Genomic DNA, 22,264 nt, shown 5'->3' with positions numbered 1-22,264 from the left:
CAGTTCGGTCGTCACACACTGAGGATGGGCGCCCTCGCCCTATCTCCGCAGCTATGCCTTGGACTCATTCATCTAGGCGGCCCCACGCGGCTTTGCGCGCCTTGCACTCCCGTGTCCTCGGATTGACCCCGCCCGCCAGGTCTCATATGCTGATCGCTGCGCTGTGGGCTCGCGCGCGCCTCAGACGGAGCGGGCTCGCGCTCGGTCTCGTCGATGACGTCATCCTCGGCTTGATGCGGAAGAGAGCCTGCTGCGCATCCGCCACATCGACATCTGTCCGCGTTCGGAGCAATTCCACACATGACGAGCAGCACCGAGGCCACCTCGAGCACCCCGCAGGTAGCGGTCAACGACATCGGTTCCGAAGAGGCCTTCCTCGCCGCGATCGACGAGACCATCAAGTACTTCAACGACGGCGACATCGTCGAGGGCACCGTCGTCAAGGTCGATCGAGACGAGGTCTTGCTCGACATCGGTTACAAGACCGAGGGTGTCATTCCCTCGCGTGAGCTCTCGATCAAGCACGATGTCGACCCGGCCGATGTTGTCGAGGTCGGCGAGCACGTCGAGGCCCTGGTTCTCCAGAAGGAGGACAAGGAGGGTCGCCTGATCCTGTCCAAGAAGCGCGCCCAGTACGAGCGCGCCTGGGGCACGATCGAGAAGATCAAGGACGAGGACGGCATCGTCACCGGCACCGTCATCGAGGTCGTCAAGGGTGGTCTCATCCTCGACATCGGCCTGCGTGGCTTCCTGCCGGCGTCCCTGGTCGAGATGCGCCGGGTTCGCGACCTGCAGCCCTACGTCGGCCGCGAGCTCGAGGCCAAGATCATCGAGCTGGACAAGAACCGCAACAACGTGGTCCTGTCCCGCCGCGCCTGGCTTGAGCAGACGCAGTCCGAGGTCCGCCAGACCTTCCTCAACACCCTGCAGAAGGGCCAGGTCCGCAAGGGCGTCGTGTCCTCGATCGTCAACTTCGGTGCGTTCGTGGACCTCGGCGGCGTTGACGGTCTGGTTCACGTCTCCGAGCTGTCCTGGAAGCACATCGACCACCCCTCCGAGGTTGTCGAGGTCGGCCAGGAGGTCACCGTCGAGGTTCTCGACGTCGACATGGAGCGCGAGCGCGTCTCCCTCTCGCTCAAGGCGACGCAGGAAGACCCGTGGCAGCAGTTCGCCCGCACCCACCAGATCGGCCAGGTCGTGCCGGGCCGCGTCACCAAGCTGGTGCCGTTCGGCGCGTTCGTCCGGGTCGAGGAGGGCATCGAGGGCCTGGTCCACATCTCCGAGCTGGCCGAGCGCCACGTGGAGATCCCCGAGCAGGTCGTCCAGGTCGGCGACGAGATCTTCGTGAAGATCATCGACATCGACCTCGACCGTCGCCGGATCAGCCTCTCGCTGAAGCAGGCCAACGAGGGCGTCGTCGGCGCCGAGGTCGAGTTCGACCCGACGCTGTACGGCATGGCCGCCACCTACGACGACCAGGGCAACTACATCTACCCCGAGGGCTTCGACCCGGAGACCGGGGAGTGGCTCGAGGGCTTCGACAGGCAGCGTGAGGAGTGGGAGCGCCAGTACGCCGAGGCGCAGACCCGCTTCGAGGCCCACAAGAAGCAGATCGAGGAGGCCCGCAAGGCTGAGGCCGAGGCGGGCGAGGTCCCCTCGACCTACAGCGGCGAGACCCAGGCTCCGTCCAGCAGCAGCACGTCCTCGGCTCCGGCCGCCGGCGCGCTCGCTTCGGACGAGGCCCTCGCGGCCCTTCGCGAGAAGCTCGCGGGTGGGCAGAGCTGACGCTCCTCTCGAGCTGAGCTAGCCGAGAAGGCCCCGCACGGATTTGTCCGTGCGGGGCCTTCTCGCGTCTTCACTGAGCGCCTTCTTCCTCCGGTACGGCCCGCCAGGCCGCGCGGCCTCTGCCCGGATCACGCCCCATCGAGGGCTCGTGGGCCACGTCGTCGGCTCGGGTCGCCTGGTCGCCCGCGGTCGTTGCTGGCCCGCCATGCCACGGCCCTGGGTCGGTTGGTCGGGCCTGGGTTCGTTGGTGGTCGGCCACGTCATGGGGCCGGGGCGGTTGGCCGGGCCTGGAGTCGTTCCTGGCCCGCCATGTCACGGACGTGGGTCGGTTGGTCTGCCTGGGTTCGTTGGTGATTGGCACGTGGCGGGCTCGGGTCGGTGGGTCGCTCGGGATTCGGTGGTCAGCCACACCGGGTCGGGGTTGGTCGTTGGGCCCGGAGTCGTTGGGTGGGCTGGCACGGCGGCTCCCACAGGCCCACATACGCCCGCATGGCGGCTCCCGGCGTGCGTCCCGCATGACGAGTTCCTCCGGGAAGGCGCTCGCACCGGGTGGCTCGGGACCGGGGCTCAGCGGCTCACTCCCGAGCCCGAAGCGGCGGTCAGACGCTCTAGGGGCGGGCCGGTCGAAGGGGCGGGTCTGAATCGGCGGGGTCAGGCGCAGCCGGTCGGAGGCGGTGGGTCAGGAGTGCGCGGCAGATGGAGCAAGCCAGAAGCGGCCGTCAGAGGTCGCCGGTCGAGGTGGTGGGGCCAGGGCCGCCGGTCGGGGGCAGGAGGCGATGGGTCAGGAGTCTGGAGCGGAGGCGGCCGGTCGGGTGGTGGGACAAGGGGGGCGCGTCAGGGGTGGTGGGTGGTGAGGCGGCGGCCGAGGCGCTGCATGGGGGTCTCGACGAGGCGGTAGGTCAGCCAGCTCGCCCCGAGCACCAGCGCCACGAACAGCGCCGCCAACGACACCTGCACCGGCAGCGGGACCCAGCGCAGATCTCCCGTCACCGTGATGAAGGCCTTCAACAACGGATGGTGCAGCAGGTAGAGCGAGTAGCTGATCATCCCGAGCCACGCCAGGAAGCGGAACGTCCGCCGCCGCCGCAGCGCCATCGCGCCCGCGAACGTGACGGCCGACAGCGCGATCGTGGTGATCCACACGCCGGGCCGTACCCACCACCAGCCCGCCTGGATCGCCCACGCGGGAGCGACCGCGACCAGCACGCCGGCGACGGCGACCGGCCAGAGGGCGCCGTCGCCGCGTTCCCAGCGCCGGATGGCCGTTCCGGCGAACATGACCGCGAGGATGGCCAGCCCGAACCACGGCACCCTGCTGGTCAGCACCAGCAGGGCCAGCGCCCCCGCGCCCATGACGTAGGCGGCGGTCCTCACAAACCTGCCGGTGATCAGGCAGGCGATGCCGCAGGACAGGATCGCGAACGCCAGCCATGAGGGCCACGGCCCCGGCGGGATGGGCGCGGCGCCCATGAACAGGCCGCTGACGACCGCCGCGACCCCGAAGACGATCGCGATCGGCCCGCTGCGACGGTGGACACCCGCGACGAACAGGGTGGTGACGAGCAGGTAGAAGACCATCTCGTAGGCGAGGGTCCACATGGTGTCGACCATGGCGCCGGTGCCGAGGACGTCCTGGAGCATCGTGGCGTGGGCGGCGGCCGAGGACGGTTCCCTGGGGACGGCTTCCCTGACGGGGATCCACCATGACGTGGCCAGGACCAGCGCGATCACGGTGAGGTAGAGGGGGTAGAGGCGAAAGAGCCTGCCAACCCAGAAGTCGCCGACGTCGCCGCGGCGTTCGAGGGAGGTCGGGATGATGTAGCCGCTGACGAGGAAGAAGACCAGCACGCCGTACATGCCGAGGTTGAACCAGTACGGCCGCAGCGACGGGATCATCCACGGCAGCATGTGCTCTGCCAGTACGGCGACCGAACCGATGCCGCGCAGCGCGTCCAGCCACGCCAGCCGCGACAAAGCGGAGGATTCGCTCGTCCGGACTTGTGTGCGGGCAAACGGCATCTGGCCAATCTATCGAACCGGCCATCACCGATCATCAGCGGACGAACCCCATCGAAGCGGCGCCGGACCCGCGAGAAGCCCCAGCGAAGCCGCGCGCCTCAGCGAAGTACCCAGGAGAAACGGGACCGGTAAGGTGTGGGGATGATCGCGCGGGCGGTGGCACAGGACGCGGGAGAGATCCTGACGGTGCAGCGGGCGGCCTATGTCACCGAGGCCCAGCTGTACGGTGACCCGTTCATCCCACCGCTGGTGGAGTCGGCCGACCAGGTGCGCAGGGCGATCGCGTCGGCCCTCGTGCTCAAGGCCACCGATGGCGACCGGATCGTCGGCGCGGTACGGGGGCAGTTGGCCGGAGCCACCTGCCTGGTCGGGCGGCTGATGGTCGCCCCCGACGCGCAGGGCCGCGGCATCGGCACCGCGCTGCTGGAGGCCCTGCACGAGCAGGTGGCCGAGGCGCGGGCGTTCGACCTGTTCACCGGGCACCTGTCGGAGGACAATCTTCGCCTCTACCGTCGTCTCGGCTACAAAGAGACGCACCGGGAGCGAATGGACGATCACCTCACACTTGTCCACATGCGGCGAGATTCCGACCGATAGGCTCTGCGTGTGCTGAAAGTGGGTCTGACCGGCGGGATCGGGTCGGGTAAGAGCGAGGTCTCCAGGCGGCTGGCCGAGCGCGGCGCGGTCGTCATCGACGCCGACAAGATCGCCAGAGAGGTGGTCGAGCCCGGCACCGAGGGGCTGGCCAGGGTGGTGGCCGCGTTCGGCGAAGCAATCCTGCGCGAGGACGGTTCGCTCAACAGGGAACGGCTCGGCTCGATCGTGTTCGCCGACCCCGACAAGCTCGCCACGCTCAACGGGATCGTCCACCCGCTGGTGGGCGAGCGGGTGGCGCGGCTTCAGCAGAGCGCGCCCGACGGCGCCGTGGTGGTCTACGACGTGCCGCTGCTCACGGAGAACAAGCTGGCCCCGATGTACGAGGTCGTGATCGTGGTCGACGCCTCCGACGAGATCCGTCTCGAGCGGCTGACCACGGTCAGGGGCATGGCCGAAGCCGACGCGAGAGCCCGCATCGCCGCCCAGGCCACCCGCGAGGAGCGGCTGGCCATCGCCGACATCGTGATCCCGAACGAGGGCTCGCTCCACGACCTCGACGCCAAGGTCGCCGAGGTGTGGGAGCGACTCGCAGGCTAGGTCAGAACTCGGCGTCCAGGGCGACCGACCGGACGGCCGGCAGGTGCGGGTCGAGCTCGCCGAGCTCGAACCTGGCCGTCCCGATCACGTGCCAGAACTGGCCCGTGACCTCGCCCTGGAACTTGTAGCGCCCGTCGGGCGCCAGCGCCGCCCACCCCTCGGGCAGGCCGATGAGCGTGGCCTGCCGTACGCCGTCGCGCCAGAGGATGACCACCCCGTCGTCGCCCGCGCTGGCCAGCAGCCCGTCGGGAGAGAAGGCGACGGACAGCACCCTGCGGGAATGCCCGCGCAGCGTGTGCAGCAGCCGTCCGGTGGCCACCTCCCACACCCGCACGGTCAGGTCGTCGCCGCCGGTGGCCAGCAGGTCGCCGGCAGGGGAGAAGGCCGCGCTCCACAGCCGCCCGGCGTGCCCGGTGAGCGTGTGCATCAACCTGGGCTGCCACGGCTTGCCGGGGCGCAGCTCCCAGATCATCGCCCTGCCGTCGTTGCTCGCGCTGGCCAGCAACCGTCCGGACGGGTCGAAGGAGACCGAGTAGACGCGGTCGGTGTGCCCCTCCAGCGTCGCCACCCTGCCGCCCGACTCGGTGTGCCAGACGCGGATGAGCCGGTCGTCGCAGCCGGTGGCCACGAAGAGGCCGTCAGGGCTGAAGGCGATCGAACGCACCCGGCCCTTGTGCTCGGTCAGGTCGCTGACCAGGCGCGCCGTCGGCCGGTACCAGATGCGGACGCTGTCGTCGTCGTTGGCGGTGGCCAGGTGCAGGCCGTCGGGGCTGAACACCTCGGCCCACACGTGGTCGGTCTCGACGTGCAGCTCGCGCTCGTGGTCGCCGGTCAGGGCGTTCCAGAAGTGGACGCCGCCGTCGTTGCTGGCGGTGGCCAGCACGGGCCCGGCGGGGGAGAAGACGGCGGAGATGAGGCGGTCGGCGGCGCCGGTGAACTCCCGCAGGCGGCGGCCGGTGCGCGGCTCCCAGATCCTGACCACGCCGTCGTTGCCGCTGGTGGCCAGCATCGAGCCGTCGGCGCTGAAGGCGACGGAGGAGATGCGCCGGCCGTGGCCGCGCAGGATGCGCGTGCACTGGCCGGTGACCGGATCCCATAGCCGGGTGGTGCCGTCGTTGCTGCTGGTGGCCAGTTGCGCGCCGTCGGGACGGAAGGAGAAGGGCCACACCGAGCTGCGGTGCCCTGACAGCTCGGTCCTGGCGGGTCCGCCGACCTCCTGCACGCGGATGGTGCCGTCGGCGTCGCCGGTGGCCAGCAGCTCGCCGGAGGGGGAGCCCGAGGGGGAGAACGTCACCTGGTAGACGGCGGCCCTGTGGGTGGTGTGCGGGCCGCGCGACTCGCCGGAGCGCGGCTCCCACAGCAGGACCGTGCCCTCGATGTCGCCGGTGGCCAGCAGGTCGCCGCCGGGCGAGAAGGCGACGCAGTAGACCCGCTTGGTGTGCCCCGACAGGGTGTGCAGGAGCTCGCCGTCCTTCCAGACGCGTACGAGGCCGTCCTCGTGGCCGGTGGCCAGCAGGCCGCCGTGGCAGACGGCGCGGTAGACCGCGCCCTGCCCGGACAGCAGCGTGCGGGTGAGCCTGCCGGAGACGGGGTCCCACACGCGTACGGTGCCCGCCGAGTCGCCCGTGACCAGCCCGGTGGGCGTGAAGACCGCCGTGTAGATGGGCGCGGTGTGCCCGGTCAGGCGGTGCAGGAGCGCACCGGTCGCGGCGGACCAGATCCGCACCACGCCGTCGCCTCCACCGGCCGCGACCAGATCGCCCGCCGGGCTGAAGCGCACCGGCCACACCCCGTCGGCGTGGCCGCGCAGCGTGTGCAGCCGCCGGCCGGACAGCGGGTCCCACAGCACCACCGTGCCGTCGGCGGCCCCGGTGGCCAGCAGGTCGTCGCTGAAGGTCACCGCGTAGACGCGAGCACTGTGCCCCTGCAGCGTGCGCACGGGCAGCCCGCCCGCCGTCAGCAGCACGCCGCCGTCCTCGTTGCCGACCGCCAGCAACGCGCCCGAGGGGCTGTAGGCGATCGGCTCGGGCAGGCGGCTGGTCTGGAAGTGATAGCCGTACGGCACGCCGATCGCCGCGGGCGCCAGCTCCACCTCGACGCTGTCACCCGGCACGATCGCCGCGCCGCGCAGGGCGGGCAGGGTCCCCTTGGCGTTGATCAGCGCGGCCCGGTGCCAGCGGCTGCCGTCGAAGGCGGCATCGCTCAGGTCGGCGCCGTACAGCCGCGCCCCCGACAGGTCCGCCCCGCGCAGGTCGGCCCCGGCCAGCGTGGCGCCGTCGAGCCGGGCACCCTGCAGGCTCGCCTCGCGCAGGACCGCCCTGGACAGGTCGGTGCCGGACAGCGTCGCCCCGTCGAGCCGCGCGCCGGTGAGGTCGACCTCGTGCAGGTCGCGCCCCGACAGGTCCTCGCCCCGCAGGTTGGCGCCGCGCAGGTCGGCCTTGGCGGGCGTGCGCAGCCTCGCCAGGATCTTGACGGCGTTGGCCCTGACCACGTCGTCGGTGGCGGGGTCGGACAGGACCGCGGCCACCCAGCTCTGCACGGCCCTGGTGTCGGCCAGGTCGCACAGGAACTCCACCATCAGCGCCGACAGCGGCCGCCTGGCCGTCAGCGTCGAATCGGGCAGCGTCGAATCGGACAGCGTCGAATCGGACAGGGAGGCCGCGATCTGCCTGGCGATCAGCCACTCCATCACAGAGGCGTGGATGAAGCCGAACATGCCCTCGTCGGTGCGGACCATCAGGCTGCCGGTGCCGACGGCATGGGCGGCCTGGACGCCGGTCAGCTGCCCGTCGGCCAGATCGGTGAGCGTCTCGGCGATCTCGGTCAGCTCGGCCAGGCCGAGGAAGGACTCGCCGGTATCCCACAGCCGCAGCGCCAGCGCCGTCACCGCCCGCCACAGCTCCTCGGTGGTGAGCGTCGCGGGCGCGCCGGGCACGCTGGTGCGGCGCTCCTCGAAGGCGAGCCAGGAGCTGAGGATCTCCTCGTACAGCAGGGCGGGGCTGATCGTGTGGCGGGCGGTGGCGACCGTGCGCAGCCGCTCGGCGTCGAGGTCGGCGATGAAGCTCAGCATCCTGGGGTTGCGCCCCAGGTCGAGCAGGTCCTTGATGCCTTCGAGCAGCGACATGCGGGCCCGCGCCTCGTCGCCGTCGGTGAAGCGGTTGGCCAGGTAGGAGCGGATCTGCCCGTGGGTGAAGTCCTCCACGCTGAAGACCCGCCGCTGCGGCAGCACCCCGACCATCTCGCCGAGCGTGGTCAGCACCTGCCCGTGCGACTTGAAGTGCTGGGTACGGCTGGCCACGACGATCTTCGCCTTGTCCTCGGCCGCGGCCAGCAGCGTGGTCAGGTGGTCGGCGGCCCTGTCGTAGGTGACGCGGGTGACCAGCTCGTCGAACCCGTCGAACAGCAGCACGATCCGGCCCTGCCGCAGCAGGTAGTGGAAGGCCTTGAGGTCGATGAGCTCCTCGCCGTGGTTGGCCAGGTGCGCGGCGACCAGCCCGTCGACCGAGTGCGCCTTGTCCAGGGCACGCAGCTCGATGAGGATCGGCGTCAGGTGCGGCAGCTCGGCCGGGATGCGCCTGGCCAGCTCCCGCAGCGCGAACGTCTTGCCGTGGCCGAAGTCGCCGAGCAGCAGCAGGAACCTGCCGTGGTCGGCGGCCAGCAGCCGCATCAGCTCGTCGGTGAGCCCCTCCTTGACCTCGGGCGCGGTCCTGTCGAGCTCGCGGTAGCGCTGGGGGACGTACAGCCCAGGCGGGTAGCGGCGGTCGGCGCGCAACCGCATGGACTGCTCGGCGACGTACTCCGACAGGTCGAGCAGGCCCTGGAACTCGGTGAAGCTGCGCACCCTCATGCCCCTGCGCGTCAGCTCCTCGCGAAGCGCCCTGGCCGGGGGCGGGCCCTGGTAGACGAGCTCGAGGCCGAGGGTGGTGGCGTGGGCCTGCCGTACGAGGGAGTCGGTGTGCTCGGCGGTCAGCTCGCCGACATGGGCGGCGATCATCACCTGGCGGACGAAACCGTCCTCCGGATAGGTCATCACCAGGTAGGTGTCGAACCTGCGGATCTTGATCCGTTCGTGCCTGGCCTCGCACACCTCGGTGATGCGGTCGAGCAGCAGCTCGGTGGGGCTCGGCGCGCGCTCGACGACCTCGGGGGCCTTGACGGGCGCGGGCGCCGCCTCGCCGGTGAACGTCGCCTGGGCGGCCTTCCACCGGTACGGCGTGCGCTCGGGCTCCCCGTCGGGAGTCCAGACGCGGATGCCGGTAGGGGTGAGCTCGACCACCTGGTGGCGCCGCGGCGCGCCCACGGTGGCCTCGGCGGTGGGCCCTGGCCCGTGGAAGAGCAGGTTCAGCCGGTGCCCGATCAGCCGCTCCATCGTGGTGATGTCGCGCAGCCCGCTCGGGGCGTGGCCGATCGCGCCCAGGCGCAGCCACGAGCGCTCCTCGTACTCGCGCAGCCGTTCGGCGAACCAGGCCGCCTGCGCCTCGCCGACCAGGCCGTACGCGTCCTTCTCCAGGTGGCTCATCGCCATCGTCGAGTTGAGCCCGGCCACGGCCAGCCGCAGCTCAGGCACCTCGTACAGGGTCCACGGCTGCCCGCCGTCGAAGACCGGCCCCTCGTGGTGCAGTTCGCCGAACAGGCCCGCGTAGTGGCGCCACTTCGGCCAGTACGGCGGCTGCGGCCGTACGTCGTCGGCCTCGCAGGTGGCGAAGTAGGCCTTGGCCGCGGCCTTGGTCACATCGCGCGGACCGGGGACCACGACCAGACGGCTCGGTTCGAGACCGAGCAGCACGCGCAGGCTCGTCAGGAACTGGGTGGCGTGACCGAACTGGGTGAGCGTGCCCGACTCGGTCAGGTCGCCGGTGACCACCATCAGGTCGGGCGCGGGCATACCCCTGTCGCGCATCCTGGTCAGGTCCGCCCAGATGCGGGCCTGCAGGTCTTCAGGCGTGAACGGCTCGCCGGGGTCGGGCAGCGCCCGCCCGAACCTGGTGCCGCCCAGGTGCAGCACGCTGAGCGTGTCGCGGGCGCGCTCCTCGGCCCGGCTCAGCGGGAAGGAGGGAGCCGACCTCGGGGTGCGCCTGGCCCTGCCGAGGCGGGCGCGTGCGGGCGGCGGCTCCTCCCGCGGCGCGGGCTCGGCGTCGCCGTTCGGGAAGGCGGGCGGCAGGTGCGGCTTGGCGCGGCCGGCGACCGCCTCGGCGATGCGGTTGAGCAGCAGGCCGCGCGCCGTGCCAGGGTCGGTGACACCGACCAGGTCGACCCAGGTGATCGTGGACAGCAGCCCTTCGAGCGGCACGTCCTCGAGGCGGACGGTGATCAGCCTGCTGGAGGGGTTGTCGGGCGCGGCCCGCAGCGCGGCCTGCCATTCCATGCGGCCGTAGCGGGAGGTGAGGTAGTTGCGCGACAGCACGGCCACGACCACCTGCGCCTCGCTGACGCCTCTGTCCATGAAGTCGATGAAGTTCGTGCCGGGCACGAAGTCCCACGCCTGGATCATCGTCCGGTATCCGGCCGCTTCGAGCTCCCACGCGATCCAGGTGGCCCAGGCCGTGTCCGCGGGGGAGTAGCTGACGAAGATGTCGGTGGGCCTGCCATCGCGCGCCATTGCGCCAGTATCCCCGGTGGCGCCGGGGTTGTGGAGGGTTACGGCACGTGCGGCGATCAGTTCGTCTGCTCCGGGCCATGTGCGAAGATCGAGCCGTGCTGAGCCGACTGGGCGTCCTCGACTGGATCAGGATCGGGTTGCTCGCCCTCGGGGTGGCGTTCGTCGCGACCGGGCTCCTTCCCCTCGAACGGGCGGTCGAGGAGCTCGACGGCGTCTGGCCGCTGATGATTTTCCTGGTGGGCGTCATCGTGCTGGCGGAGCTGACCAAGGAGGCCCAGGTCTTCGACGTCATCGCGGCCAGGATGGCGCTGGTGGCGCGCGGCAGCAACGCCGCGCTCTTCCTGCTCTGCGTGCTCTTCGCCTCACTGGTGACGATCTTCCTCAACCTCGACACCACCGCGGTGCTGCTGACGCCCGTCATGCTCGCCCTGGCCCCGCGGGCGGGGCTGGCCGCGCTCCCGCTGGCGATGACGACGATCTGGCTGGCCAACACCGCCAGCCTGCTGCTGCCGGTCTCCAACCTGACCAACCTGCTGGGCATGGCGAAGATCAACATGTCCACCAGGGAGTTCGCCGCGCACATGTGGGGGGCGCAACTCGCCGCGATCGCGGTGACGATGGTGTTCCTGTGGGTGTTCTACTGGCGGGGGCGGGCCCGCTACACCCCTCCCAGGATGGAGCCCGCCGCCGACAGGGTGCTGTTCTGGTCGGCGTCCACGGCCTGCACGCTGTTCATCGGCGCGCTGCTGGTCGAGGTACCGGTCTCGGTCGCGGCGCCGGTGGCCGCGGCCGTCGTGGTGGTCGCCTTCCTCGCGCGAGACAGGGACAAGCTCTCCTGGAGCCTGATCCCGTGGCAGCTGCTGATCTTCGTCACCGGGCTGTTCCTCGTGGTGCCGACGCTGAGCGCCCACGGGCTGTCGGCGGTCATGTCGTGGCTGCTGGGCGAGGCCCAGGATCCCTACCGCACCGCCTTCGTCGGGGCTGGGCTGGCCAACGCGATCAACAACCTGCCCGCCTACAAGGCGCTGGAGAGCGTCGTCGCCGACCCGCTCGCGCTGCTCGTCGGCGTCAACGTGGGCCCCGTCGTCACGCCGTGGGCGTCGCTGGCCACGCTGCTGTGGTTCGAGTCGTGCGCCAGGCACGGGGTGAAGGTGCCGATGGGCCGCTTCGTGCTCACCGGCGCGGGTCTGGCGGTCGCGGGGATCGCGGCCTCGGTGGCCGCTCTCGCGCTGACCTCGGGCTGACCTTGGCCTGACCTCGGGCTGAGCAGGCCGATCGAGCCGACCTGGCGGGCCCGGCGGGCCCGGCCGTCCTGCCGACCGGTGGCAGCCTCAGGTTGCGCCGACCAGCTCCAGCAGGGCCGGGATCGCCTGCGGGTGGCCGGCCACGAAGCTGCGGTCCTCCGGCGGCCCGTCGACGCCCCAGGGGAACGGGCCGCCGTCCAGCGCTCTGATCTCGATGCCGGCCTCGTGGGCCAGCAGCGCCCCCGCGGGCAGGTCCACCGCCTCGGCGCAGTAGCCGACGAAACCGTCGATGTCGCCCCTGGCCAGCATCGCCCACGACAGCAGCGGCGCCCACAGCTGCAGCACCCGCCGCGCGCCCAGGTCCAGGCGCATCTTCAGCGGATGCGCCGCGGCGCGCGAGACCTCGTGCCCCTGCGTCCAGGCCACCACGGGCCCGTGCCGCCACGGCCGGTACGGCGGCGCCAGCCGTACCCCCGAAGGACCGCACGCCCCGCGCCCCCGGACGGCCGACCACGTGCGGGCGGGGACGGGCTCGTGCACCACGCCCACCACGGGCCGCCCGTGATGGCACAGCGCCAGGCCGACGACGTAGGCGGGCAGGCCGATGGCCACGTTGTTGGTGCCGTCGAGCGGGTCGATCAGCCATGTCCACTCCGCGCCGGACGCGCCCACGAGCCCGGACTCCTCGGCGATCACCGCATGGGCGGGGAAGGCAGTGAGGATCCGTTCGAGCAGCAGCTTCTCCGAGGCCAGGTCGAGGTCGGTGACGACGTCGCCGTTCTCCCCCTTCGGCCGCACGCCCAGCGCGCCCCGCTCGCCCTCGCGCAGCAGTCTCCCTGCGGCCTCGGCGGCCTGCACCGCCACCTGCCGAGCGTGCTCGAGGTCCAAGGGGTCCTCCCTAGATGAGGTGCTCGGCTATCAGTCTCGCCGCTCGCGCGGTCTCCGCGGCGTCGAGACGCTCGCGGACGATGTGGTGGGCGGGCGTGCCGAGCGGGCCGAGCGACAGGTCGCGACTGCCGGGACGGCCGCTGCCCAGAGCGATCGTGGCCGCCTCCCCGTCCTCGGGGACGACGCTGGAGTGGAAGCTGTCGGCGGGCAGCGTGTAGGTGTCGCCCTCGCCGAACACCTCCTCAAGCCCCGTGCGGTGGCGCACCGTGCGCCCCGTCGGCTCGATGCGGTCGCCGCCCGGGTCGCTGACCACCTCGAACACCCGGTGCGTGGCGTCGGCGCCCGCGTCCTCGACGACCACGTGCACGTTGCGCACCTGCCCGTACAGGACGTGGCTGACCAGGTCCCAGCTGTGGCAGTGGATCTGCGAGGTGGTCGCGCCGGCGTGCGGGAACGCCTTCGACCACAGGTGCAGGCACACGCCCTCACCGCCGTCGCGGTCGAGCGGCAGGCACACGAAACCCAGCGGATGCCGTACGGCCCGCAGCCCGCCCAGGTCGGCCAGCGCGCGCAGCGCCCACCGCCTGCCCCCGCCGCGCAGGATCTCCTCGCGCACCGCCCGGTGGTTCATGACCCGTAGGGGTCCTTGGCCCGCAGCGCCTTCCTGGTGACGTCCACGACGTCATGCTCGGTGTAGGCCTTCGGCAACGGTAGCTCGATCCGCCTGAACAGCTCCTCGACCTCCTCGACCGTGGGTTCGTCGCTGAGCGGCACCGCCTTGTAGCGCTCGATGGGCACCCGCCGCGCCTGCTCCAGGCTGAGCCGCAGCTCAGAGTCGCAGTTCTCGTAGTAGAAGGTGCCGGCCAGGGCGCTCATCGCCCTGTTCGGGTCTTCGACGGTCATGACCAGCCGCGTGGCCGACAGGTCCCAGCGGAAGGTCGTCATCGTGTGGGACAGGCCGACGCTGATGTCGAGCAGCCCGTAGCGCTGGCGGTGCCAGAAGGCGGCCAGGATCGTCGCGTAGGACTCCTTCCTGGCCCTGTCGGTCGACCAGCGCTCGCCCGTGCCGTCGGGCAGATCCGACAGCGAGCGCCGGTAGTGCGCGTAGGCCTCGCAGACGTCCTCGTTCGTGGGATCGACGATCTCGACCGTGATCGTCAGGTGCCGCCTGACCTTGCGGGAGGCCGCCACGCACTCCGGCAGGGTGACCGCGCGCAGGTAGGTGCCGGTGCCGCCCTTGAAGCTCCATCTGGTGGTGTCCTTGCGGGCATCGGCCAGCGCCTCGCCGATCTCCTGCCTGCTGCCGAGCACCCTGACCAGTTGCAGCTCGTCCAGCGCCCTGCGGGTGCCGGCGACCAGCGACTCCAGGTGGTCGAGACGCTCCAGGCGGGCGGGCAGCTGGGTCAGGGCGCCGGAGGTGATCGTGCGCTCGACCGGCGCCTGCCGTACGCGGTCCCTGAGCAGCGCGGTGGCGACGAGGGCGAGGATGACCAGCGTCGCGGCGCTGATGATGTCGTTCTGGACGTCGTCGCGGATCACCGTCGGCGGCATGATGCCGAGCACGCCCACCACGATCGCCAGCGTCAGCGCGATGGCGCCGTCGGCGTTCTGCGCCGCCCATGGCGCGACCCGCTTCATCCCTGTGACGAGCCGCCTCATGGTGTGCCCCGCACCTCCTCGCGATCCCCACGCCATGGTAACGAGAGCGTCACGCGATCACCAGCGCATAGTAATACCAAGGGATGAGACAGACCCGACTTCCGGCCGATGACGCGTCACCACGCCCGTCACTACGGTCGACGCACGGGGGTGGGGATTGTTCTTCAGGTACGGCATGCGCGCGCTCAGCCTGGTCGTCGCCGTCGCGCTCGTCCTCATCCCGGTGGCGCCCTTCGCCGTCCGGCCGATCAGGCACCTGCTCGGCCTGCCGCCGCCGGGCGAGCGGCTGGTCCAGGTGGTCGCCCACCCCGACGACGACCTGCTGTTCATGAGCCCTGACCTGTTCGGCGGCGTGATCGCGGGGCGGCCCACGATGACGGTCTTCCTCACCGCGGGAGAGGGGACGGCGGGCCTCGACGACGGACAGGACCCGCACGCCTACGCCAGACAGCGGCAGGAGGGCATCCGCGCCGCCTACGCGTGGCTGGCGGGCGTGCCCGACCGGTGGCGGGGCCGTACGGTGCTGGTGGGCCGGGTGCCGGTCAGGATCGAGCGGCTGGTCGGCAGGCCGAGGGTGCGCCTGGTCTTCGTGGGGCTCCCGGACGGGGGCGACCCGCGCGCCGACGGCGGCGGCCACGCGCTGTCGCGGCTGCTGTCCGGGGCGACGGGCTGCGTGCGGGCGTTCGTCTCGCCAGGCCCGTGCCTGTCGAAGGCGGACGTGATCGGCATGCTCGCCGCGCTGCTGGCCAGATTCAGGCCGACCGAGCTGAGAACGCTCGACCCCTCGGGAACGCCAGCCGTCCATCCCGACCACCCCGACCACACCGCCTCCGCCCGGTTCGCCAAGGCCGCGGCGGCAGGGCTGGGGGTGCGCGTGCGGTCCTACCGCGGGTACCCGATCACCTCGCTGCCGCCGAACCTGCCGGCGGGTGCCGCGTGGGTGAAGCAGGCGGTCTTCCACGTCTACCGCCGCCACGACTACCGGGCGCGCGGCGGGGCGAAGTATCGCGGATGGATCGCCAGGATGTACCGGACGGGATGATCGACCCGACCTGAGCGGCGCGAGGGGCCGGGGCGGCCCCTCGCGCCCTCGCTGTTTAGAACCAGCCGCGGCGGCGGGCCATCTGCTCCAGGCCCGACTGCAGCGCCTGCTCGGCCGCGCCGGGGTGGTCGCCGTAGCGGACGGTGAAGCGGTTGTAGGAGTCGTGGCTGGAGGTGAGGAAGCCGCCGCGCTTGTCGGCCTCCAGGATGACGTCCATCTGGGACGGGCCCGCGAGGAACGTCAGCTCCAGCTCGTTGAAGTGGCTGCGCCACTGGCCGCCCGCGTAGTACTCGATCTCCTGGAAGAACGGCATCGTCGAGCCGTACAGCGTGCCCCGCTCCAGGTCGGCCTTCTTGAAGCGGAAGCCCATCCGGTCGAGCGCGGCCAGCACCTGCTCCTGCACCGGCAGCGGCGTGACGTACAGCGGGTCGAGGTCGCCCTTGTCCATCGCGCCCGCCAGCGCCAGCTCGGTCTGCACGCCCAGGCGCATCCCGTGCAGCGGGTGGTTGCCGATCGCGCTGATCGGCGTCTCCCACGGCACCGGGATCTCGAACGGCTGAGAGTGGGAGGCGCCCCCGGCCAGCTGGAAGGCGCCCGCCACCTGCTGGCGCAGGAAGCTGTAGGTCGTCTTGTACTCGTTGTCGCCGCTCTCGACCTCGACCACCGCGGTGAGGTCGATGGTGATCCCGTCGACCTTGTAGTCGGAGCTGCCGCTCTTGAAGTTGACCACGCCGCGCAGGGCCTCGCCCGGCCTGACCGTGGCGTTGTGCAGGACCGTGTCGACCTCGACGCCCGCGCCGAAGGCGGCCATCAGCTTACGGAACACCATTGGGGCTTCTCCTTGAGGTTTTTTACTGCGCAACGGGTGGGTTGGCCGGGCCGTTCCCAGCGAACCTGGGCAGCAGCTGGGCCAGGAGCAACGTGGACAGCGCCGAGTCGCCCTGACCGCTCGCCGTACGGACGACCAGCGGCTGCGGGGCGCTCTCGGCCAGCTTGGCGCCCACGTCGAGACGGCGGCGAGCCAGCTCGTACTGCAGGACGGCGCGGTTGTCGCGGTAGGAGGCGGCGAGCCTGCGCAGCGCCTTCGCCTCGTTCTCGGCGGCGGTGAGCTCGGCCCTGCCCCGCGCCTCGATCTCCCAGCGTACCCGCTGCGCCTCGGTCTCCTGCTCCTCCAGCATGCGGGCGACGTCCTTGCGGGCGGTGTTGTGGGCGGCCTTGACCTCGACGACGCGGGCGTCGCGAGTCTTCTTCGACCGCTCGATCTCCATCAGCAGGGTGTCGATACGGCGCTTGCGGGTCAGCTCCCACTCGCGCTCGTAGGCCGACAGCTCCTTGGCGACCTTCTCCCTGGTGGCCAGGTGCTGCTGGTACTGGTCGGGCAGCTGCACGTCGGGGATGTTGGCGCCGGTGACGCGCACGCCGTACCTGCCGAGCTGCCTGTTGAGCGCCTCCTGCATGTCGCCGACGTCGGAACCGCGCAGGTCGTAGGCGCGCTCGGTGTTGACCCTGCGGCTGCGCTGCCTGATCGCGTCCTGCACGGCGCTGGACAGCACCAGGTCGAAGTTGCCCGCGCCGATCGTGCGGACGAACGCCACAGGGTCGACGATGCGGAACTTCAGGAAGAACTCGATCGACTTCAGCGGCACGTTCTCGGCCGTCGGGCAGGCGGAGATGGGCGCCGAGTAGGGGATCTCGGTGGAGGTGTCGACGACCGCGTCCACCCTGTCCCACGGCAGCCACAGGTAGTGGCGGCCGGGAGGCAGGACCCCGGTGATGGCGCCCCACCTGCTGCGCACGCCGGTGGTGCCCTCCTCGATCTCGATGATGGCGCGCCGCCACATCCAGACCAGGGCGACCAGCAGGACGGCGACGGCGGCCAGCGCCGCCAGCAGCTCGCCCGCGAAGACGGCCATCCCGGCGAAGTACAGGGCGAGCAGCACCAGCGTGACCCACGCGAAGCCGCGCCGGTCCTTGGGGATGACGACGGGCACGAGCTGGCCCTGCTCACCGCCGCGCAGGAGCTGGCGGATGTCGGACCAGGCGGCCAGCGACTCCTTGATCTTCGAGAACTCGCGGCTCATCGAGCGTCATCCTCCTCGGTGCCCTGGGGCTGCTGAGCGGGCCAGACGGGGGTGCCGAGCGGGCGCGGCTCGGGAGGCGGGGCCGGCCAGCCTCCACTTGAGGCGCCTGGTACGGCGGGCCACTCGGCCGCCTGCCCCGCGCTGCCCTGTGCGGGCGTTCCCTGTGCGGGGCCACCCTGTGCGGGCGCTCCCGGTGTGGCGCCCTGTGCGGGCGTTCCCGATGCGGTGCCTTCGCGCGGGGGCGACGCTGGGGTGGTGCCTTCGCGCGGGGGTGCCGGAGTGGTGCCGCCTTGGGACGGCGAGCCGGGTACGGCCGAGCCCGGCGCGGGCGGCTGGACCGGGCGGTGGTAGGACGGCAGCGCGTCGGGGGTCGAGGGGGTCGCGGGGTTGGGCAGCCGCATCGGGCGCTCGATCGTCGTTTCGACGTCGACGTTCGCCCAGTCGTGGGCGCTCTGCGGCGGCGAGGCGTGGCGGCCCGCGCCGCTCTGGCCGCTCGGACCGCCTGGACCGCTCGGGTTGCTCGTGCCGCTCGGGCGGCTTGCCTCGCTTGGGCTGGTGGTGACGGGCGCTCCGGGGATCGCGGGGGTGGCCGATGCGGCCGGGATCGTGGGGATGACCGGGTCGGGGATGGCGACGGGATCGGGATCGGACGCCCCGGCCACGTCGTCGGCGGCCCGCTTGAGCAGCGCCGCGATCTCGTCCTCGCGCCCCTCCACCCGCTGCCCGATCTCGGCCAGCCTGGACCTGATGGCCGCCATGTCCTCGGGCGAGAACAGCGCCGCGCCCTTGCCGCCGACCAGCTGCTGGGCCAGCGCGAGGAAGTCGATGTCGGTCTCCTCGCCCACCTGGACCACCTGCGGCAGCCGCGCCGCGACCGACTCCAGCTTGTCCAGCAGGTCCTGCTGGAAGCGGTAGTCGAGGATCTCGGGGGCCTCGGCCGCCGACAGCGCCCTGATGTCCAGCGCCTGCGCCTCCAGCAGCGCGGAGTTGGCGTTGGCCGTCGACTCCGCCTCTACCAGCCGCTGCCTGGCCTGCGCCTTGGCCTGGTGCGAGGCCCGCTCCAGCGCGGTGTCCATGCGCGCCTGGTAGGCGGCGATCTCGGCCTGGATGGCGCTCAGCGTCTCCTGCAGCCCGGCCAGCTCCTTGATGAGGTCACCCTCGTTCTGCTCCTTGCGCAGCTGCAGCTCGTACTCGTAGGTGTAGGCCTCCTTGGCCACCCGCACCATCTCGGGGGCCGCCAGGTCCATCCGGTACTCCTGGCTGGACGGCTCGGCGTGGGTGATGTTCACGTCCGTCAGCCGTACGGCAGGCAGGAACTGCTGGTTGAGGTTGTCGAGCATGCCTAGCGTGCTCTCGCCCACCAGGTCGTAGATCTCCTCGGCCCGCTGGGCGTAGATGAGCGAGCGGGTGACCTCGCTGATGGCGTTCTGCAGCTTGGACTGGAAGCCGCTGACCGAGCCGAGCACGAAGATGAACTCCGCCGGGTTCTCGATCCTGAACTGCAGGAACAGGTCGACGCTCGCCTTGACGCCCTGCTGGGTCGGCGCCTCGCGGATGGGCGCGTTGAACGGGTACTCGCGCGTGGTGTTGACGATGTAGCTGACCCGCTTCCACGGGTTGAACAGCGTCACCCTGCCAGGGTCGGCGATGTGCACCAGCTTGCCGAACTTGGTGATCAGCGCCTTGCAGCCCTCCGGCACCATGACGACGCTGCGCCGCCACCACAGGAACGCCGCCGCCACCACCAGCACGATCCAGTAGTGCGGGCCGAACAGCACGTCGATGCCGGGGACCACGTTGCCGAGCGCGCCGACGAGCCCCAGCGCGACCAGGACGACCAGCGGGATGACCACCTTGGCGGTGCTGCCCTTGGGGATCACGACGGGAGAGATGACGTGCAGCGGCTCGCCGTTCTGGCCGCGCTCGCTGAAGCTGCGGCTGACGATCTCACCGGCCTCGCTCAGCGACGCCGAACGCGCCTCGATGACCGTGCCGACGGAGGCCCCTCCGTCGCGGGCGGCGAGGAAGTCGTGCGGGTTGAGCTGGAAGCCGGGTGTCTGCCCCGCCAACTGACCGACCTGACCCACGGCCTGTTCGACTGCCTGGCCCATGGCCTGCCGTACGTTCCCGCCTTGGACCACGGCCTGAGCTATGCCCTGACCCGCTTGGATCAGGGCCTCTCTTGGTCGAGACATCGCACCTCTCTCGTCGAACCTGGGGGAATCCGTACCGTATCGGGCATCTCTTGATGATCGCTTGCAAAAGGATGTCAACATCCCGCAACGGTGGAGAGGTCCCCCGGGCGAGGCCCGAGGAGTCGGCACGCTGGGACGGTGAGGACCTTCCCTAGGAGATATCCGAGCAGGTGCCCCCATGTAAACGCCCTGCGCGAAGTTTCGGCTCACCGCCTCGCGACGGTCACCGCCCCGCGACGGTCACCGCCTCGCGACGGTCACCGCCCCGCGACGCTCACCGCCTCGCGACGGTCACCGCCTCGCGACGCTCAGGGGCCCGCGACGCTCACCGCCCTGCGACGCTCACGGGCCGCGACGCTCACGGGCCGCGACGCTCACGGGCCGCGACGCTCACGGGCCGCGACGCTCGTGGCCCACGACGCTCAGTGGGCCGCGACGGCCAGATCGACGACCACCATCTTGTCGCCGAGCTCGTAGGCGAACATCGCGGGAGCGCGGTGGTCGAGCGTCGGGGAGCTGAAGGAGCCGTCGCGGTTCCGCTTGATGCCGAGGTCGCCTGACTTCCCCGTCTCCAGGTCGTAGAGCACCATGCCCTTGAACCTGGCGCCGTCCATCTTGGTGACCACAAGGAAGCGGTCCATCGCGGGCAGGTTGCCGAACGGGTACCCGGGCAGATCGCGTTCACGGGAACCGTCGCGCGTGCGAGCCTTGTCGCCGGACACGCACCAGGTGATCCCGCAGTCCCACGGCTGCTGCGACTGCGCCTGCTGTGACTGTGCCTGCTCCGACTGCGCCTGCTGTGACTGCGTCGCGGGAGCCGCGCGCCGCTCGCCGGTGAGGACGTTCACCAACTCGCCGTACGGCGGCCGATCGAAGTGCTTCTTGCGCGGGAACTGGAACGCCGCCGCCCACGGCCAGCGCATCAGGTGCAGCCCCTCCGTCCCGGCGATCTTCTTGGATGCCCCGCCCGCCAGCCGCGCCTCGTACACGCCTCCGTCGCGGCCCAGGGACCAGACGACCTTCCCGTCCGCGACCTCGAACGCGTCGATCTCCGCCCTTCCCGGCGCGCCGTGGAAGGAGGTGACCTCGCGCTGCGCGCCGCCCTTCACCGGTGCCGCCCAGATGTCCACCACCCGGCGGTCGCCGTCCCTGCGCAGCGTCCACCACACCAGCTGGCCCTCGCCCATGGCGGTGAACGACCAGCTCCCCACCGTGCCCTTCGGCGTCTTGACGGCGACCAGCCTGCTCGCCGCGCGGGTCTTCACGTTGTAGGCCCACAGCCCGTCGGAGCGGTCGGCGTGGCCGCCCTTCAGGGTGCGGACCAGCAGCGTGTCAGGGTCGAGGAACCTCTCGGTGTGGTACGGCCTGCCGTTCGGGAGCGTGAGCGGGATCGTGTGCACCGCGCCAGGCCACACCTTCTTCAACGGCCGCGCCTGGCCGAGCCCTGTGGAGGACGCGGCAGCCTCCCGCGGCGCGCCGTCGGAGATCGACGTCGTCACGAGGAACCCGGCCATCGTGACCAGGGCCACGGCCGCCGCGCCCGCCGCCGCCGTGCCCCTGCGACGGCGGCGGCGGGCGGCGGCCACCCGCTGGAGAAGATCGTGGGGAGCGGCGGGCGCGCGGCCCGCCGCACGGGACAGGGAGTCGGACAGCAGGGTTTCCAGCTCGCTCATCGCGCGCCCTCCTTGACGATTGCGTGGATCGGACGCCGCGGCGCCCCTTCGCGCCCCGGCGCGGGGCCTCCTGATGCGGGGCCGGTTCCCGGGTCGTTCTCCTGGACGCCTCCCGCGAGCCGGGTTGCCGGGTCGGCTTCCCGAGTTCCATACGTGGGCCCGGTTCCTGGGGCATCGCTTCCTCGAGCGCTTCCCGCGAGCCGGGTTGCTGGGCCGGCATGGTGGGTTCGTCGCGCGAGCCCGGTTCCTCGGGTGCTCTCCCTGACGCCCTCCAGGAGCCCGGTCCCTGAGTCGCTTCCCTGGACATCTTCGGCGAGGCCGGTGAGGCTCGATCTGAGTTTGTCGAGGGCACGGGAGGCCTGGCTGCGGACCGTGCCCTGGGAGACGCCCATCATCGAGGCGATCTCCTCGTCCGAACGGTCCTCGTAGTAGCGCAGCACGATCACCGCGCGTTGACGGCGGGGCAGGCGAGAAAGTTCCCGCCACACCTCGGAGTCGATGTCCGCCCACGCGGAAGGGACGTCGGCCGTCTGCGTGTCGGGCGGATCCCACGCGAGGTACTCGCGCCGCCGCCTGCGCCAGACGTTGATGTGCAGGCGGGTCATCGACACCCGCACGTAGCTCTCGGGGTCGTGCTTGCTGCGCACCCGCGACCACGAGCCGCGCAGCCGCACCAGCGCCTCCTGCACCAGGTCCGCCGCGTCGTGCGGGTTGCCGGTCAGCGCATACGCGTACCGTGTCAGCGCGTCGGCCCTGTTGGCGACGAACGTTTCGAACAGCAGATCGTCGGTCATGTGGTCCCTTCCATCCCGATATAGACGGTGCAGGAGGGGCTGACGTTGCACGGGGATGCGGGAAGAAACGACCCCGATGTGACGGCGGGGA

Annotated in this window: 14 protein-coding genes and 1 pseudogene; 5 read left to right on the top strand and 10 right to left on the bottom strand. The window is 71.2% G+C overall.

What is annotated here, in order from left to right:
- Nucleotides 1–300 precede the first annotated feature (300 nt).
- Entirely contained in the window at nt 301–1,785 is a 1,485-nt protein-coding gene (rpsA, locus tag ACFXJ8_RS36780) for a 30S ribosomal protein S1 (RefSeq protein ID WP_379649013.1), read from the top strand.
- A gap of 834 nt (nt 1,786–2,619) precedes the next feature.
- Here rpsA and ACFXJ8_RS36775 read toward each other — a convergent pair.
- Nucleotides 2,620–3,804 carry an acyltransferase family protein gene (locus tag ACFXJ8_RS36775; protein ID WP_379649011.1) on the bottom strand — a complete coding sequence of 395 codons (1,185 nt, stop codon included), beginning with the start codon at nt 3,802–3,804 and terminating at the stop codon, nt 2,620–2,622.
- Nucleotides 3,805–3,945: 141 nt separating this feature from the next.
- On the opposite strand from ACFXJ8_RS36775, the gene ACFXJ8_RS36770 reads away from it, so the two are divergent.
- Together ACFXJ8_RS36770 and coaE are read left to right on the top strand one after the other, a co-directional pair.
- Complete coding sequence (locus ACFXJ8_RS36770) at nt 3,946–4,401, top strand: GNAT family N-acetyltransferase (protein ID WP_379649009.1); 456 nt, start codon at nt 3,946–3,948, stop codon at nt 4,399–4,401.
- A 9-nt stretch (nt 4,402–4,410) separates the two neighbouring features.
- Nucleotides 4,411–4,998, top strand: a complete 588-nt coding sequence (coaE, locus tag ACFXJ8_RS36765) for a dephospho-CoA kinase (protein WP_379649007.1) — start codon at nt 4,411–4,413, stop codon at nt 4,996–4,998.
- A 1-nt stretch (nt 4,999) separates the two neighbouring features.
- On the opposite strand, the gene ACFXJ8_RS36760 is transcribed toward coaE, so the two are convergent.
- On the bottom strand, nt 5,000–10,597 hold the full coding sequence (locus tag ACFXJ8_RS36760; protein WP_379649005.1) for a TIR domain-containing protein: 5,598 nt from the start codon (nt 10,595–10,597) through the stop codon (nt 5,000–5,002).
- A gap of 95 nt (nt 10,598–10,692) precedes the next feature.
- Here ACFXJ8_RS36760 and ACFXJ8_RS36755 point away from each other — a divergent pair, with 95 nt between their 5' ends.
- Nucleotides 10,693–11,841 (top strand): SLC13 family permease, encoded by a 1,149-nt coding sequence (locus ACFXJ8_RS36755; RefSeq protein ID WP_379649003.1) that lies wholly within the window; start codon nt 10,693–10,695, stop codon nt 11,839–11,841.
- An 87-nt stretch (nt 11,842–11,928) separates the two neighbouring features.
- On the opposite strand, the gene ACFXJ8_RS36750 is transcribed toward ACFXJ8_RS36755, so the two are convergent.
- From ACFXJ8_RS36750 to ACFXJ8_RS36740, 3 genes are read right to left on the bottom strand one after another with little or no spacing between them, the layout of a single operon-like run.
- Nucleotides 11,929–12,729: an inositol monophosphatase family protein gene (locus tag ACFXJ8_RS36750; RefSeq protein WP_379649001.1), complete on the bottom strand. Its 801-nt coding sequence runs from the start codon at nt 12,727–12,729 to the stop codon at nt 11,929–11,931.
- Nucleotides 12,730–12,739: 10 nt separating this feature from the next.
- The gene (locus ACFXJ8_RS36745; protein ID WP_379648999.1) at nt 12,740–13,360 is read right to left on the bottom strand and encodes a hypothetical protein; all 621 of its coding nucleotides are present in this window, start codon (nt 13,358–13,360) and stop codon (nt 12,740–12,742) included.
- Nucleotides 13,357–14,388, bottom strand: coding sequence for a hypothetical protein (locus tag ACFXJ8_RS36740; protein ID WP_379648998.1), 1,032 nt, complete (start codon nt 14,386–14,388; stop codon nt 13,357–13,359). Before ACFXJ8_RS36740 ends, ACFXJ8_RS36745 begins: the two co-directional genes overlap by 4 nt.
- A 175-nt stretch (nt 14,389–14,563) precedes the next feature.
- Here ACFXJ8_RS36740 and ACFXJ8_RS36735 point away from each other — a divergent pair, with 175 nt between their 5' ends.
- Nucleotides 14,564–15,430, top strand: a complete 867-nt coding sequence (locus ACFXJ8_RS36735; protein ID WP_379648996.1) for a PIG-L family deacetylase — start codon at nt 14,564–14,566, stop codon at nt 15,428–15,430.
- A gap of 55 nt (nt 15,431–15,485) precedes the next feature.
- Here ACFXJ8_RS36735 and ACFXJ8_RS36730 read toward each other — a convergent pair whose 3' ends face one another.
- The 5 genes and pseudogenes from ACFXJ8_RS36730 to ACFXJ8_RS36710 all read right to left on the bottom strand — a co-directional run bounded on the left by ACFXJ8_RS36730 (nt 15,486) and on the right by ACFXJ8_RS36710 (nt 22,173).
- Complete coding sequence (locus ACFXJ8_RS36730; RefSeq protein WP_379648995.1) at nt 15,486–16,259, bottom strand: sporulation protein; 774 nt, start codon at nt 16,257–16,259, stop codon at nt 15,486–15,488.
- A gap of 22 nt (nt 16,260–16,281) precedes the next feature.
- On the bottom strand, nt 16,282–17,511 hold the full coding sequence (locus ACFXJ8_RS36725) for an SPFH domain-containing protein (protein ID WP_379648993.1): 1,230 nt from the start codon (nt 17,509–17,511) through the stop codon (nt 16,282–16,284).
- A gap of 650 nt (nt 17,512–18,161) precedes the next feature.
- Nucleotides 18,162–19,706: pseudogene (locus ACFXJ8_RS36720) on the bottom strand (SPFH domain-containing protein); the annotation flags it as partial.
- A 422-nt stretch (nt 19,707–20,128) separates the two neighbouring features.
- On the bottom strand, nt 20,129–21,379 hold the full coding sequence (locus ACFXJ8_RS36715; RefSeq protein ID WP_379648991.1) for a hypothetical protein: 1,251 nt from the start codon (nt 21,377–21,379) through the stop codon (nt 20,129–20,131).
- Nucleotides 21,376–22,173: a SigE family RNA polymerase sigma factor gene (locus ACFXJ8_RS36710; protein ID WP_379648989.1), complete on the bottom strand. Its 798-nt coding sequence runs from the start codon at nt 22,171–22,173 to the stop codon at nt 21,376–21,378. The genes ACFXJ8_RS36715 and ACFXJ8_RS36710 overlap by 4 nt, the downstream gene beginning before the upstream one ends.
- Nucleotides 22,174–22,264: the final 91 nt, after the last annotated feature.

The organism is Nonomuraea sp. NPDC059194 (assembly GCF_042754765.1).
Taxonomy (GTDB): domain Bacteria; phylum Actinomycetota; class Actinomycetes; order Streptosporangiales; family Streptosporangiaceae; genus Nonomuraea.
The sequence above is the reverse complement of the archived record's forward strand: the minus strand, read 5'-3'. Positions and strand labels throughout refer to the sequence as shown.

Bases quoted from the DNA above. Each gene is read 5' to 3' on its own strand.
- ACFXJ8_RS36775 (WP_379649011.1), bottom strand. From the start codon at position 3,804: ATGCCGTTTGCCCGCACACAAGTCCGGACGAGCGAATCCTCCGCTTTG.
- ACFXJ8_RS36730 (WP_379648995.1), bottom strand. From the start codon at position 16,259: ATGGTGTTCCGTAAGCTGATGGCCGCCTTCGGCGCGGGCGTCGAGGTC.
- ACFXJ8_RS36715 (WP_379648991.1), bottom strand. From the start codon at position 21,379: ATGAGCGAGCTGGAAACCCTGCTGTCCGACTCCCTGTCCCGTGCGGCG.
- ACFXJ8_RS36710 (WP_379648989.1), bottom strand. From the start codon at position 22,173: ATGACCGACGATCTGCTGTTCGAAACGTTCGTCGCCAACAGGGCCGAC.
- ACFXJ8_RS36725 (WP_379648993.1), bottom strand. From the start codon at position 17,511: ATGAGCCGCGAGTTCTCGAAGATCAAGGAGTCGCTGGCCGCCTGGTCC.
- ACFXJ8_RS36760 (WP_379649005.1), bottom strand. From the start codon at position 10,597: ATGGCGCGCGATGGCAGGCCCACCGACATCTTCGTCAGCTACTCCCCC.
- ACFXJ8_RS36735 (WP_379648996.1), top strand. From the start codon at position 14,564: ATGCGCGCGCTCAGCCTGGTCGTCGCCGTCGCGCTCGTCCTCATCCCG.
- ACFXJ8_RS36740 (WP_379648998.1), bottom strand. From the start codon at position 14,388: ATGAGGCGGCTCGTCACAGGGATGAAGCGGGTCGCGCCATGGGCGGCG.
- ACFXJ8_RS36745 (WP_379648999.1), bottom strand. From the start codon at position 13,360: ATGAACCACCGGGCGGTGCGCGAGGAGATCCTGCGCGGCGGGGGCAGG.
- ACFXJ8_RS36770 (WP_379649009.1), top strand. From the start codon at position 3,946: ATGATCGCGCGGGCGGTGGCACAGGACGCGGGAGAGATCCTGACGGTG.
- rpsA (WP_379649013.1), top strand. From the start codon at position 301: ATGACGAGCAGCACCGAGGCCACCTCGAGCACCCCGCAGGTAGCGGTC.